This is a genomic window from Enterovibrio norvegicus FF-33, assembly GCF_000286835.2.
Classification (GTDB): domain Bacteria; phylum Pseudomonadota; class Gammaproteobacteria; order Enterobacterales; family Vibrionaceae; genus Enterovibrio; species Enterovibrio norvegicus_A.
The window spans coordinates 2,182,706-2,196,803 of sequence record NZ_AJYD02000038.1 but is presented as its reverse complement, the minus strand read 5'-3'; the positions used below and the strand labels follow the sequence as shown (position 1 = coordinate 2,196,803).

Genomic DNA, 14,098 nt, shown 5'->3' with positions numbered 1-14,098 from the left:
TGCTCCTTTTGCGTGGGGGTACAACACCTAGCAAATTACCGTGACGGTCACTTGATAACGTTCACTGTATCAATCAACCGCTGCGATACATTCCACTTCCACTTTTGCCCCTAACGCCAACCCATTGGCACCGATTGCACTTCGCGCTGGGTATCGTTTAGAAAAATACGTTTTGTAGATGCCGTTGAACGTCTGCCATTCAGACATGTCTGCCAGTAGGACGGTGCATTTCACCAGATCGCTCATGGCATAGCCGTTAGCGCTAAGCGACGTTTTGATGTTTTCCATCGTCTGTTTTGATTCCGCTTCTATGCCACCCGGCGCTAAGGTGAGTGTGCCCGGCAAAATGCCGATCTGTCCCGACAGATAAAGGGTTTTATCCACCCTGACGGCCTCTGAAAAAGGAAGTGTCTTAGGCAGCACGGCGCCGGAGTTAAGAAACTCGATACCTTCATGCTGTTTTGCCAATACAGGTTGAACAGTGAGAACGCTGAGACCGACCGTGAGTAAGATGAAGAGATGTCGCATTTTAGTTTCCTTACGTTTGACTATCGATGCGCGTCGCGGATTAAGCGTGTAAAAACCGACGCAAGAATGACAGCTATCACCAAGTGAAAAAATGAGATAGCTGGAAGTGAGACGAAATAAGGCAGGGTTTGGATGCAACAGCAGCGTTGAGATGAAAGCCTTCAAAACTGACATGGAGCACTATGGCGCTGGCGGCGCATTGGTTAAACGCGAAAACGCTAGCCCTGTGACTGGCGGCACTATCGTTTATTTTGGCGTTGAAGATTGTGCCGTCGAAGAATCTCGTGTTGAAGCGGCTGGCGGTCAGGTGATTAAACCTAAAATGTCGATTGGTGAGTTTGGCTTCGTCTGTGTGTGCATGGATACCGAAGGTAACTTGTTTGGGTTGAGTTCCATGATCTAGGCAGGGTGAAAAAAGCGCACTTAAAGTGCGCTTTTCATGTCTGCTACCGCAAAGGTTTATCTACAGAAAACCAGGTAAATACTTTCAAGGGTGTCAACACCTTGCTCTCCGCTTTCTTCTTTAAAAACTGGAAGCTGATATAAACCGTGACGGGCAAGAGATACATAGCAAACGCCAATGCCACTGTGATGATATTTGGATTCGCTGCACTCATGATGAGTAACAAAAGATCAATCAAAAAGATGGCGACAAAACAGTAGTAAGTCAGTTTCGCGACGATGGGGAATAACATGCCCTGCTTCTTACACTTGTTGGCGCCGTAATCGACAAGTTCAGAGACTGTTATAACGATGACCCCTAATCCCGCGAAGGCATACGTCACATTCCCCCACAGCGCGAAGTAGTGCTGCAGTATGGATTGCTTCGCGCCAATGAAAGCGTCCATGAATGGCTCGATCGCTGAAAGAACACCTGCCGATGTTCCGTTGCTTAATATCAGATTAAACATGAAAAATAGAGACACAGACACGGCCAATGCGCTTGGAACGGCCAACAGCATGACGCGTTTTGCTGACACGGCTTTTTTCATCGCGGTTTGAACGAGATGCCGAGACTTGGCGATTTCATTTCTTACCTTTTGAAACGTTAGCGGCGAGAGAAAGGGAAATTGCTTGAACAGCACATCATCGTCTTGCTGCGACTCGACAAGGGCTAAAAACGGCGAGTTGTTCAGCGGGGAGTCTGAAAGAGGTTGTATGCCGATCTTAGCTTGTGAGCAGATTTCACCAACGCCATGTAGGGTTTTGTCAATGTAACGAGAAGCCGTCAATCCCAGTTTTTCATGGCCGTTTACATGAATCGATAGGTTGCCTTTCTCATCACGCATACCGCAAATATGAAAGACGCGCTCTTCGCCGCCCATCTCTAACACCATCCGATTCACGGGCAACACACCTTGACCAGCAACGCCTAGCGGCGTATCCCAAATGACGTGACCAATAAATGCATCTTGGTCCAAAATCGCCATGGCATCATGTGAATTTCGGCGGGCAAGTGCGATTCTTCGCCCTTTCCCTGCCATGTTGATCGCCCAAACGTCTTCATCTTTCGCTGTGCAATAAAAACGCTTTTTTGCCGCAGCGTCATCGTCTTTATTTGGCAGCACAACCCAACTTTCTTTGCTTGTTCGCTGGGGAGCTTCTGCTCCCATTCGAACGCCAAGGTATGCCCATTCTTGTAATGACACGAGACGGATTGACGTTTCAAAGTACTTTTCATGGGTTGTTTTTAGTGCTCTAAAAAACGAATCAAATGCATCACGTAATTGAATATCTAAGCCCGATTTCACGACTGCTCCACGCTGTATTCCGGCAATAAAAGTGGGGCATCATGGGGCAAGGAAGGAGAAAAAACAAAAGCTAAAGGCTGACAATTTGCTGTAAAAGCATAATGATGAAGAAATGCTCAGAAAATGGCGATGGTTCAACCGCCAAAAACAAGAAAAGCACGCAGCGTGTAGGTAACCCCACGTGGATGAGAGCAAGCAGGGAACAAAGGCTCCCTGCTGAATGCGACTACAGGCTTGCTACAACAGCATTGTAGTATGACTGAGGTGTTACCTCGTCAACTGCGAGTTGACCTGCAACATTGGCACGAACAGACGTGATTACGCCTTCTTGGTTCGCGGCTTCTACTTCTAGAATTTCCAACATAGCATTAATGTGTTCGCCAGAACCTTTAGAGGTGTCTTCCATCATTTGGTCAAAGTTGTTCTGGATGAACATGGCAGCTTTCACTTCGCTACCTTCACATGTTCCTTGCGAAGAGATATTAGACGATACAGCCGTTGTACCCAAATCCCAGATAACGTTTGAGATACCTGCAGCAGCAGGAATATCGTTAAAAATCATTGCTCCAATACCACATTGTGTCCAAGGGTTAATTCCTTCTTTGTCCTCGGCAGCAACATTACCCGACATAAAAGCAGCAGCGACAGCTAATAGCGCAATTTTTTTCATATTATTCACCAATAAATAGATAAGTTAGCGGCATACTCAAATCCTTCGTCATAACGAACAGTGGTTCTGAGATCAAAAGCTTGATGATCAAAGAAACGTTGTTCCCACGCTAAATGATTATTGTATTGCCATTTTTTGTTTATATTAAAATAACCGCCTAATTTCATTGAGGTAACCCAATAAGGAGTCACGGTTAAGACTCCCCCAATTTCTGGTCCGCTAAACAGATTGATATCTTTTAGTGAATTAATTTGTACATCTCCCGCTAACGCCAAATGGCTAACGAGACTGTCAAAGGTTTTCCAGCTTTTACCGACAAAGCCTTCGAATGAGGTATCTGAACAATTTATACAATTTAGTGCCGTGGGCTTGTAGCCAGCGGATATCCCCCAAGCCAATTGACTATCACCAGGTAGCCCAGTTTGGGAGACATTTAAGTTGATAATATCGATGAGAGTAAACTCTCGTAGTCGAACCGAATCATCCTCTTTGGTATAGAGAAATGTCAGGTCAAAGGTATTCAGGGCTGAGTCTGGAATCCTTGCGGAATTCATGTTTAACAGGTCGTAATAGTTGGCGCGGAACCTAAGTGCCAATGCTTCTCCAAACGCCTCGTTGTAGATTGCTGAAGCTTGAAGCATTGTCGTATTCTGGGCGTTGTGAGGTGGCGTTTGTTTGGGTTCAATCCACTCAGTTTCTGATGCAGGCAGGCTAAACCGTAACGCTAGGAGTGCCTTGAGTTTTGCCGTTTGAACATCGTTGAGACCCTCATTTTTTACATCGATAAATGCGTAATAGTCATAGAGCGTATCGACGATCTGTATGACTTCATTGTGTGAATGATCATCAAATTGCTGTTGAATCTCTGATGTCGGAGTGTCAACGATACGAGCGATCGTTTCCTGCTGGTCTTCATTGAGTTGAGCAAAGCGCTGATAGAGTTGCTCTTGGCGTGATTTGTGATAGATAACGTCATCAACAAATGCGTTTGTTTGGGGTTTGTTCAACATCATGACAATATCGAATGGCATTACCCAGAGTTTTCCCTCGGCGATCAATGGTTTCTCCATCACCATCTCTAAAACTTTAGCTAGCTGATACGCACAGTTTTCTGTGAAGAAATAGTACGTCATGCTGCTATTTTCCAACTCCCAGAGATGGGCAAGCAAGAAGTTAACCTTTTGCTGTGAAAGGCGTAGCCGATACTCCCACAAGTCTCTCAGCTCAGATTCGTTGTATGTGAGGTTTTGGTGATGGTATTTCTGGTTAGAAAACTGGCCTAAATAGCCGCCAGTAATGCCCTTGTAGATATAAACAAGCTTGTTATCTTCATCCGGTACACGAGCGCCATAATTGAATGTATTGTCGAGAAACTCGTGATTTTGAGCGCTGTTAAACTTGAGTAATACGTGCCCGTACATAGAGGCGGGATTGCCGAGATAACCACTGGCATAAACCAAACTGACGCTTTCTGCGGAGAATGCCTGCATATACGTTTCGTATTCGCGGCAATCGACCTTTGGGAAAGGGATGTTGGGCAATACCTGCTCAAGCCACATTTTTCTAGCGGGAAAGCGGCACTGTGTTTGAGGCTCTAACGTGAAGGCGTCTAACGTCGCGGAAAGTTCCGCTGCTGCATTGTATTTTCCATCAGGTGATAGAAAGAAATCAGCACTGTTTATCAGGCTTTCTGAGCCGAACCAGCTGGGTTCATGATGTAGAAGATTTTGCCATGTCGGATTTTTGTGGAGGTTAAAGATATGACGAGGTTCACGGCCATCTGCACTGGCTGTGAAAGAGGCAAGAAAATGTAACGCAATGAGACTCATATATACAAAATATTGCTTGATATGCTGCTTCTTATTCGTTCGGCAGATTTCTCCTGAGTAAAACACAACACGCATGTTTTTTCGAGGTTTTAACGCTGTTATCACACATTTTTTTACTAAATTTGTCGTCAAAATAGCTATATTTTCGCTTCATACCCAAGGCAGAGTACTGACCCATCTAGGGTAGGATCGTAGAAAGCCCATTGAGGGTAATATGCAGCTTGTTCATTTTACTCGTTATGGGGCTTGATATGCATGGCAGCAAAAGCTCGCTATACCAGCTTGCCTATATGAACCCGACTAACTTGAAATCTACCGCTACCGCAGAGCATGTAGCTGGACCTAACCGTCTCATTGCTCTACTCAGATGGAACAACGGGAACAGCCGCCATTTCCTCGACGCTGATTGAAATTACCTTGCCAGAATGCATCGTCAGTGCGCATCGCTATTTCTACTGTGAACGACAGCACAGCTGAAAACAGTGAGACTTTCACCATCGATGCATGGTCAAAAGAAGACAAGAGTGACCTCAGCACTCTCTCATTCCCAATATCTTCAACTAGATCAATGTCTTGGCATTGATGTTTATATTGTTTGATAATGAGTCGAACACCTATTAATCATCAGAGAAAAGTATGGTTTCGCAAAAAATGGAGTTGTTAACGCTGTTATCAAAAGAGTGTGAAGCTTACGCTTCCATTCCCACCAGTGAGGATCGAAAAAAGCGTGAGAAAAAGTGCTTCATAAATGGCCTAATGACAGCATGCAGAGTCGTTGGCATCAGTTTCGAAGAACTCGCGACAATCGTCGAATCCATGCCTAAGCAAGCGGCGTTCAATGACCTTGATGAGCAACTGGCAATCCCAACATATGTGCGAAACAAGTTGGACATTAAACTTTAGTCGTCGGCTGCTCCGAGATCGCGGTGTTTAGGTGAGGGTTCTATCTGTCATTTAAGCGTTAGATCAGAAAAAAGCGCACCTAGAGGGTGCGCTTTCACTGTCAATCCACAGAAACTACGGGCGCAGTTTCAGCACCTTATCAATGTCTTCAGCGGAATGACGTTCAGGGACTTGTTCCCACGCTTCACCAAACGAACGATTGACCACACGACCACGTTGCACACCTTCACGGGCATCTAACTGTTTTGCCCAACGGACCACGTTGGTATACGTGTTCGCTTCCAAGAACTCAGCGGCATCGTATAAGCGGCCAAGCACGAGGCTGCCATACCAAGGCCAAATAGCCATGTCTGCAATCGTGTATTCTTCACCAGAAATATAAGTGTTGTTAGCAAGCTGCTTGTCCAATACATGTAACTGGCGCTTCGCTTCCATCGCAAAGCGATTGATGGGGTACTCTTGTTTCACATCGGCGTACGCATAGAAGTGACCAAAGCCACCACCAAGGAATGGCGCTGAACCTTGCGCCCAGAAGAGCCAGTTCAAGGTTTGCGTTCTTGCAGGGCCACTTGCTGGCAGGAATTGACCGAACTTCTCTGCCAAGTGCATCAGGATTGACGCTGACTCAAACACGTTGACAGGATCTGTACCAGTTTTATCAACCAGTGCGGGTATTTTTGAATTGGGGTTTACACCGACAAACCCTGATGAGAATTGCTCTGAGTCACCAATGTTTATCAGGTACGCATCATATTCCGCTTCTGTAATACCAAGTGCTAAAAGCTCTTCGAACATGATCGTCACTTTCTGACCGTTTGGGGTGCCAAGCGAATAAAGCTGAAATCCATGTTCACCGACAGGTAAATCCCGATCAAACCTTGCGCCTGACACAGGGCTGTTAATGTTCGCGAATTTGTTACCGCTGCTTGCTTCATTTGCCCAAACTTTTGGCGGTGTATATTGGTTATCGCTCATGGTTTTTCCTTAAACATCAATGATAGGCCAGTTAACCGACGAGCCTCAAAGTATGGTTTGGTTACCGAGAAGTTCTCGTTGAACGAGCACTTTGAGGTTGTGCTGGTCTAGTTCTCTAATCTCCAGACAAATCACACTCTAGCATTAGCTTTCCCTCAATAACAAAACTTAAGCGTGATAATACAACGTTAGGTCGCTGGGTATCGCAGGGAGAGGAAGTCGACACGGTTGGACGAACGGGAAATGCCATCAACAAACTCGCTCACCTCAATGATTCTGTGTTTACTGTCGCGCCTTACCCTTGGCGAATAACCACCGACGCCCAAGACTGGATGTGGATGTTTTATCTTGATCCTGCAAGTGAATTCAAAGCGTGTCGCGAGCAATGTATGCCTCGACGCGTTAAAAATCTTGGAAATTCGAATGTCGCGGTATGCTTGTGATATCAACCTAACACGGAGTGTTCAGTCATGTTTTTTCGCATTATAAGCCTGTTAGTGGCTGCGGGGGTCATTGCCCTCATTGTTCTCCCTGACGCGCCTGATTCTTTTCGCTGGATGGCATGGGTTTATCTTATGGTGATGTGTGGCATTGGTATGGTTGCCATGAATGCGCCAAGACTCCTTCGCTGGTTAGACGAAAAAAAAGCTGAATTGAAATCGAGGCTTAAACGCTAGTTATTTCACACCATTAGCCATGTTTCGCATTGATGATGCATTCCATGTAGAGAAACAAAGATATTCTATAAATGATTACCTTAAGGTTTCAACTTGTTGAATATAGAACAATTTATTATTTTTGTTTGTCACAAAGTTCGGCGTGTCATCAACGCGGAATATGGAGAGATACATTGAGTTTTGCAAAAGTCTTAGCCTTTTTTGGACTGATTTTTTTGAATGGCTGTGTGGGTATCACGGATAACACAGATAAAAAAGTCGACGATTTTTATGGGGGCTTTCACGACAATGACGTGAAAGAAAAGTACCCGTACTTAAAGGATGAACAGCGCAATAAAGTGGGCATAAGAGAAGCATGGGGAGAGCCTTTGTTGATCGCCAAAAATGCGCATGGTGGAGAACGATGGATTTATCCTTACAAAACCTTTTATAAAGGGATTGTTGTTTGGGCGGTTGTCATCCCCATCCCTCTCAAGCTCCCAATGGGGGATCTAAGTGTTCTGGTTGATTTCGAACAAGACAATGTAAAAACGATGAGCAGAGAACGAATAGCGGGTGACACTTATGCTTGCGGTCCCGGTATTTGGATCGCGTCGGCCTTATCACCAAGCCACGATAACAAGTTTTGTTGGTGGGACGAGTAGCCCTATTCATCAAGCCAATTAACACCCCGAAATCTTCGCCCGATAACACTTACTCGCCTCATCAAACACAAACGTGAGCGTGTTTCGAATGCTTGCCAGTTCATCATCCTGATAGTGTGAAACATAGAGCAATTGGCTGAGGTTTTCTTTGGCGATCAATTGCAAGGTGTTTTTCATGAGCCTGCGGCCGAGGTAATCCAAGCCTTGGTAGGGTTCGTCCAAGATCAGCAAGGTGGGGTGTTTTACAATGGCGCGGGCGATGAGTAGCAAGCGTTGTTGGCCGTATTCCAATTGGCGAAACGGGGTTTTGACGTACTGGCCCATATGGAGGATATCCAGCCATTCTTTGGCAAGCTCTCGCTCTTTGCGTGTGGGTTGGTTGTACAGGCCGATAGAATCATAGAAACCCGAAATAATCACCTCTAACGCGCTGCAATTAACCCGATATTGCAGGTGCAAGGCCGACGACACCATGCCGATGTGTTTTTTGATTTCCCAGATGGTTTCGCCAGAACCACGCTGCTTACCGAAAATGTGAATGTCATTGCTGTAGCACTGCGGGTGATCACCAAAGATCATGCCGAGCAGGGTACTTTTGCCACAACCATTCGGGCCTTTCACTTGCCAATGTTGGCCTTTATCGATGCGCCAATTCACCTCGGTAAAAATGGTTTTTGCGGTGTATTCCACGTGCCCGTGTTTGAGTTCAAAGATGGGGTTCTCAAAGGGAGAATTGTGCTGATGACGGCGAATCAACGTCATCATGTCATCGCTTTGTTCTTTCGATTGGGCCTTGATTTGCGTGATCACCGGATGAGTGTTCCACGCGTTCTTGTCCATTAGGCCTTCTAGCTTGCCGTGGTTGAACAGGGCAATGTGGTCGACCCATTCTGGCATGTCTTCTTCGCGTGAAAATGTCACCATCATTGGCACGGTTTGGGAAAGGGTTGTGAGGTAGTGTGCTAATGCCGCGCGATGCGCCACATCTAGGCCGCTGAAAGGATTATCCAATACCAGAAAATCAGGTTGGGTTGCCAGTGCACGCGCCAGCATCACGCGTCGGGTTTCTCCGGTCGACAATACCCGAAAGCCGCTGTCTGCAAGATGATTGAGATCCAAATCGTCGATCAGTTGCTGCGTCAGCGCTTTATTATTCAGGCTGTTGGCGTAGATCAGATCGTACACCGTGGTGCCTGTGTCGATGCGGTCCAGGAAATCAGTATCGTCGTGGGCGATCTCGTCATCCAGCAATCGCTGCTGCGTGACTAACGAAACTTGGGCAATGTTGCCTGCGCCTTTTTCTAGCGTGCCGGAAAATGGCAATTCGTCACATAGTAAGCTGCCGAGCAGCGATCCAATGTCGCCCTCTGTGCTGAAAACGGCCCAGGATTGCTGATCGTCAATCACCCAACTGCCAATGTTCAATGTCGATGTTGCGCCGCTTGCGTGAACGAGTTCAAACCTGAATTCCATGGTTAACGTGCATCCTTTATAGTGCTTTGTTTTTTGCGTTAAGTAATAGGTGTTGCTCAATACAGACTACAGTAAACATTCTCTGCGCCCATGGCTATGTGCCAGTGTCCTAACATAACAGACGTAACATACAAAGAAGCCATGACGAGGAAGAGTGGATTGTTTGAAAGTGTGTATTAGAGGGTTTATGTAAGAGATTGGGCGTGGCTAGAAACAAAAGACAGGGAAGCGGTGGCGAAAATGACATGAAAGGGGGGAGAGAAAAATAAAAGGACAGGCAAGATAGAGTCCGCATAGAAATAACCCTTACCTGTCCTAAATGCAAAGTGCATTAAAAATGTTTCACTTATTGCAAAGGACTTCCCTGTGGATTTACCAAAATGTCATCAAGGTACAACATGATGTCAGTAAATTCTTTGTGGTAATGAATGGAATCAGTCGATTCATTACTGGTTTAATCGCGCTATGTTACTTATTTATGAGTAAGTGAAAGTTTCTTTCTGTCAATGATATTGATGGAAAGATTACTTTTATGCGTATCGAACAAGCGATTGTTTAATAAAGATTTCATGGTTAATTCCGTTTAACATGAATAGCGATGCTATCGTCCAGTAAATGCACGAAAAAAGTGCGCACTTACGTAATAGGTTGCCAGCGAAGAAATAATACCGATAACTGCAACAACAAACCCGATTAACTGTTACTACAAAATACAGATGATCGGTACAACATATACAGTTAGCTGTTACGACAATTTCTCCGCCAGCGTTTTTCTTTGTGATTAACTCTCGTTGCTATGGGTTAATCTTTATTCAATTTGCGAACTTTTAAAAGCTATATTTATCTCAATTAAGTAATGGTGTTTATATAATGAAACATAACTGTCGGAATATTTAATACTCATAGACGTGCTAGGCCAGTAGTTTTCATAGAGTCTGAGTGGTAACTATTTTTTATCTAAATGATTTTAATTGAATTTTCCTTCACACAGCATTGATTAGGTATGTTCAACACATATTTGGTTGGAAAGCTGGCGTTTCACGAGAAACAACAACAAATCACGAACCGATAGTGGGGTTGAGTAGAAGTAGCCTTGCGCACACTCAAAACCTTGGTTGAGTAAGTAGGCTACTTGCTCATGGGTTTCCACGCCCTCTGCGACAACCGCCATGTTGAGCTTGTCGGCAAGGTACTGCACCACATTGAAAATCGCTTTAGCGTCTTCATCAATGGGTAATGCCTGAGTGAAGTGTTTGTCGATTTTGATTTGGTCAAAGCCATAAGTCATCAAGTATTCAAGCGAAGCAAAGCCAGTGCCGAAATCGTCCAAGGTCACTGTCACACCTGCGTTTTTGAGCCATTGACGGGTTTGGCTGCTCGATGCTGTGTCAAACATCTGGGTGGACTCTGTAATTTCAATATCCAGATATCGCAGCGGCACATTGTATTTTGTCGCCGTGGCCAAAAGATCAACGATAAAGCCTTCGGAAACAAGCTGTCGTGGGGATACGTTGACGCTGAATCTAAAGTCTTCTGGCAGTTTATCGAGCACTTGACTCATGTCAGAAAAAGCGCGATGCATCACTTCTCTTCCCAGTGCCACTATCAAGCCGTTTCGTTCAGCCTCTTCAATGATTTCAACATGTGTGTGTGTTGTATTGTTCAGTCGAAGTAGGGCTTCACAGCCAGTGATGCTTCCTGTTCTCATGTTGACCTTGGGTTGGTAAAGCAGATTGAAATCTTTGTTTTCTATCGTCTGTTGTAGTGCTTTGCGGACGGCTTCTTGCCGAGTTCTGGCTAAATCTGCTTGTTTGTCATAGAAACGAATGCATTTTCGGCCTGCGTCTTTGGCGACATATAACGCGATGTCAGTGGCATGAGAAAGCTGTCGTGGGTTTTGGCCATCAGTGGGGAAGAACGCGACGCCCAATGAGCAAGAGATATGGTGTGTGCCTCCGGGTAACTGCTCGCTCAGTGAAATAGTCAGCAGGGGACTCAAAAGCTTCAGCACAATGTCATGGTCCTTTTTGTTTGGCAAAATAAAGACAAACTCATCGCCCCCTGTTCGGCTAATCGGCGTGCCTTTGGGTAAATGTTCTTTGAGCGTGTTGGCGAGGGTCACCAAAAGGGCATCGCCGGTTTGGTGTCCGTAGGCATCGTTGTAACTGCCAAAGTCGTCAATATCGAGTGACACGACGGCGAATGGCAATGCTTGATCGCATCGCTTGGTCAGTTCAGCAAGAAGAGCGCGACGGTTTGCCACATTGGTTAGGGGGTCAATTTCCGACAGTGACTTCAACTCGGATTTCGCGGCTTCTAGATCTGTCATGTAGCTCGTCGCTTGCATGACAGAGTTGTTGTAGGCATCCACCAAACGACCAAATTCGTCGCGGTCATGGCCTTTTACTTTCTGGATAGTGGTGTTTTTTTGTTGACCAATTCGGGCACTTTCATCGATAGATTCGATAATGCTGGAGAGGGGGCGGCCTATCTGTTTATGGAAGAAAATTGTCAGAATGATCGCGACCAGCAACACTTCGCCCAGCGTCGATAGCCCGATGGTCCACAGCAGTTGAAGAAATTCACGATGCGTTATTTGATAGTTGACGTTGCCGATAAGGTAGCCCACGGGCTCATCGACATATTGATTGTCTCTGTGTATTTGGAAAATCAGAGGATAGGTCACTTCGCCATTCGGCGGCGTTGATAAGAAAACGTCCGTCCATGACGCGTCAGCGGAACTGTTGAGCGGTACTATATCCGTAATGGTATCTTTGTAATTATCGAGTAGCGCAATCCCATGAAACAGTGTGTCATTTTGAAAGCTCTTCAGTAGTGAATAGCCCTGTGCCGAGTCTAAGTTGAATGCGGCATAAGCGGCACTGTCTAGGATGTTTTCAATCCGCAAGCGCGCAGTTTGTTCTTTCTGATCATGGAGTCGATTAAGTTGTACTGAAGCAATAATGACGCTCAATAGAGTACCGCCAATGATGCTTACTAACATCACGGATGTGACAAACCGTCTGAGAAGCGGTGTGCTGGCGTTCGATATTTTCTGCATTATTCTGCACCTATTTGGACGTGGGTAAGGTCGCTTTACAAGAACGCTCGTAGAGTTTCGCTGAATCGTTACCGATGCAAATGCGATGGAGCTCGCCATTTTCTCTTAGGGTTTTGTATGCCGTTTTCAGATTATCAATGACTGCTTGATCAGAGTTCAGGCTCATCGCCAAATGCAGTACCAAAGGTTTGCTGGGTTGTCCGAGATAGAAAAATGGCTTCAGACTCTGATCGGCATTTTCGCTGTAGGCATAAATCGACCAAAGTCCTGTCACATAGTCACATTTTTTTGCGTTGAGGAGCGTGAGATTGAGAGCCGGACGTGCGATACCGCCATTATCGGTGCGATAAGTCGACAGCACGCTTCTGACGGATAAAAGATTCTTGTTGGGTTCGTAGCCAAGGCTTTTTAGATATTGATACGAGTGCGTGTCAAGCTCTGAGCAAACTCGAAATTTTTTGGCCTCTTCAAGGGTCGGTACATTCAGATCGTCACGGCGTTTTAGGCCGATTAACGAGGATCGCTCTAACGCATACAATGCGCCAACCCAGTGGAAAAGCGCGGCACGCTCTTCGGAATAGGCCAAAGAGAAAATGGCGACATTCGTTTCTTTCTGTGCTTTTTTGTAAGCACGCGCCCAAGGCATCACTGCAATGGTGGCTTCGTTATAGCCTGCTTTGTCCAAAATGGCGTTAACCATATCAACGGCTTTTCCCTGAAACTCACCGCCGTCATTGATGGTTTGAAAGGGTGGCAGTATTTCGGACACAACACGCAGTGGATGGGGTTCACCGTTCACCAGTGTTGAAATTAAAAACGTTAGCGATAGTAGAAAAATTCTCATAAAAGGTAGCTTGTCTGTCCCCGTAATTTGACGAGCAAAGTCTTGATAATATGGCGTCAAATCTTGCTCGCTGGCTTTCGTATCCCGTAATAGTAAAGATCCATCCCGTTTTGAATTGTCTCGTTTTCGGTAAATACCACAAACTTAATTCACGACGCGATAAAAGCGATTAAGGCAGAGGAATCAATATTGAGACTTCTTTCATTGCTGGCATTTAATATTGATTATGCATCCAAGATTTTGTCGATGAGGGAAGATAGAAATGTGAGATAACAAGGCGAGAGATAGAAGACAAAAGACAGCGAGAAAAAAGAAAGGAAGCCAAAAAGGCGACAAAAAAGATAAGAAAGATAAGAAAGATAAAAGTATGACGATGTGACATTGAAAAAGAAGCAATCAGCGCCACGAGAACGTAGCGCTGGAGGATTGGCTTACTTCGAAAAGTTCTCTTTGAAGTAGTCGATGATGTCGTCTGACTCATACATCCATTCAACTGAACCATCATCATGGGCAATACGAAGGCATGGCACCATGCCTCGTCCACCTTGCGTCACCAGTGTGTTGTGCGCTTCTCTGTCTGCGCCAACATCAACCAGGTCAACGTCTAGGCTCATCATTTTCAGTGCCGCACGTACTTTGACACAGTATGGGCAAAAGGTTTTGTGATAAAGGCTATGAGCGCTTAGGTTTGGCATTCTTGTTCCTTAAGGTTTGATAGAGCAATTTGTGGGTGACTCCGAGTG

The 14,098-nt window shown here is 45.5% G+C and carries 14 protein-coding genes; 4 read left to right on the top strand and 10 right to left on the bottom strand.

Annotated elements, in window-relative coordinates; genetic code table 11:
• Positions 1-69: 69 nt before the first annotated feature.
• Positions 70-528 carry a RidA family protein gene (locus tag A1OO_RS17875; RefSeq protein ID WP_017003922.1) on the bottom strand — a complete coding sequence of 153 codons (459 nt, stop codon included), beginning with the start codon at positions 526-528 and terminating at the stop codon, positions 70-72.
• Positions 529-679: 151 nt separating this feature from the next.
• On the opposite strand from A1OO_RS17875, the gene A1OO_RS17870 reads away from it, so the two are divergent.
• Positions 680-931, top strand: a complete 252-nt coding sequence (locus A1OO_RS17870; protein WP_017003920.1) for a VOC family protein — start codon at positions 680-682, stop codon at positions 929-931.
• A gap of 43 nt (positions 932-974) precedes the next feature.
• Here A1OO_RS17870 and A1OO_RS17865 read toward each other — a convergent pair whose 3' ends face one another.
• The 4 genes from A1OO_RS17865 to A1OO_RS23635 all read right to left on the bottom strand — a co-directional run bounded on the left by A1OO_RS17865 (position 975) and on the right by A1OO_RS23635 (position 5,315).
• On the bottom strand, positions 975-2,279 hold the full coding sequence (locus A1OO_RS17865; RefSeq protein ID WP_017003918.1) for a hypothetical protein: 1,305 nt from the start codon (positions 2,277-2,279) through the stop codon (positions 975-977).
• A 226-nt stretch (positions 2,280-2,505) separates the two neighbouring features.
• Positions 2,506-2,949, bottom strand: a complete 444-nt coding sequence (locus A1OO_RS17860) for a DUF3015 family protein (protein ID WP_016959850.1) — start codon at positions 2,947-2,949, stop codon at positions 2,506-2,508.
• Between the two features lie 5 nt (positions 2,950-2,954).
• Positions 2,955-4,778, bottom strand: coding sequence for an Lnb N-terminal periplasmic domain-containing protein (locus tag A1OO_RS17855; RefSeq protein ID WP_241819167.1), 1,824 nt, complete (start codon positions 4,776-4,778; stop codon positions 2,955-2,957).
• 363 nt (positions 4,779-5,141) lie between these two features.
• Positions 5,142-5,315, bottom strand: coding sequence for a hypothetical protein (locus A1OO_RS23635; RefSeq protein WP_198928792.1), 174 nt, complete (start codon positions 5,313-5,315; stop codon positions 5,142-5,144).
• Positions 5,316-5,414: 99 nt separating this feature from the next.
• Between A1OO_RS23635 and A1OO_RS17850 the strand changes: the two genes are divergently transcribed.
• Complete coding sequence (locus A1OO_RS17850; RefSeq protein WP_017003914.1) at positions 5,415-5,681, top strand: hypothetical protein; 267 nt, start codon at positions 5,415-5,417, stop codon at positions 5,679-5,681.
• Between the two features lie 114 nt (positions 5,682-5,795).
• On the opposite strand, the gene yghU is transcribed toward A1OO_RS17850, so the two are convergent.
• The gene (yghU, locus tag A1OO_RS17845; protein ID WP_017003911.1) at positions 5,796-6,656 is read right to left on the bottom strand and encodes a glutathione-dependent disulfide-bond oxidoreductase; all 861 of its coding nucleotides are present in this window, start codon (positions 6,654-6,656) and stop codon (positions 5,796-5,798) included.
• 470 nt (positions 6,657-7,126) lie between these two features.
• Here yghU and A1OO_RS17840 point away from each other — a divergent pair, with 470 nt between their 5' ends.
• Positions 7,127-7,333, top strand: coding sequence for a hypothetical protein (locus A1OO_RS17840; protein WP_016959846.1), 207 nt, complete (start codon positions 7,127-7,129; stop codon positions 7,331-7,333).
• Positions 7,334-7,506: 173 nt separating this feature from the next.
• On the top strand, positions 7,507-7,977 hold the full coding sequence (locus A1OO_RS17835) for a hypothetical protein (protein ID WP_017003909.1): 471 nt from the start codon (positions 7,507-7,509) through the stop codon (positions 7,975-7,977).
• 18 nt (positions 7,978-7,995) lie between these two features.
• Here A1OO_RS17835 and modF read toward each other — a convergent pair whose 3' ends face one another.
• The 4 genes from modF to A1OO_RS17815 all read right to left on the bottom strand — a co-directional run bounded on the left by modF (position 7,996) and on the right by A1OO_RS17815 (position 14,050).
• Positions 7,996-9,450 carry a molybdate ABC transporter ATP-binding protein ModF gene (gene modF, locus A1OO_RS17830; RefSeq protein WP_017003906.1) on the bottom strand — a complete coding sequence of 485 codons (1,455 nt, stop codon included), beginning with the start codon at positions 9,448-9,450 and terminating at the stop codon, positions 7,996-7,998.
• A 997-nt stretch (positions 9,451-10,447) separates the two neighbouring features.
• A complete protein-coding gene (locus A1OO_RS17825; RefSeq protein ID WP_017003904.1) occupies positions 10,448-12,511 on the bottom strand; it encodes an EAL domain-containing protein in 2,064 nt (687 codons plus the stop codon).
• Positions 12,512-12,521: 10 nt separating this feature from the next.
• Entirely contained in the window at positions 12,522-13,355 is an 834-nt protein-coding gene (locus A1OO_RS17820; protein WP_241819166.1) for a substrate-binding periplasmic protein, read from the bottom strand.
• A 431-nt stretch (positions 13,356-13,786) separates the two neighbouring features.
• Positions 13,787-14,050 (bottom strand): glutaredoxin family protein, encoded by a 264-nt coding sequence (locus A1OO_RS17815; RefSeq protein WP_016959840.1) that lies wholly within the window; start codon positions 14,048-14,050, stop codon positions 13,787-13,789.
• Positions 14,051-14,098 lie beyond the last annotated feature (48 nt).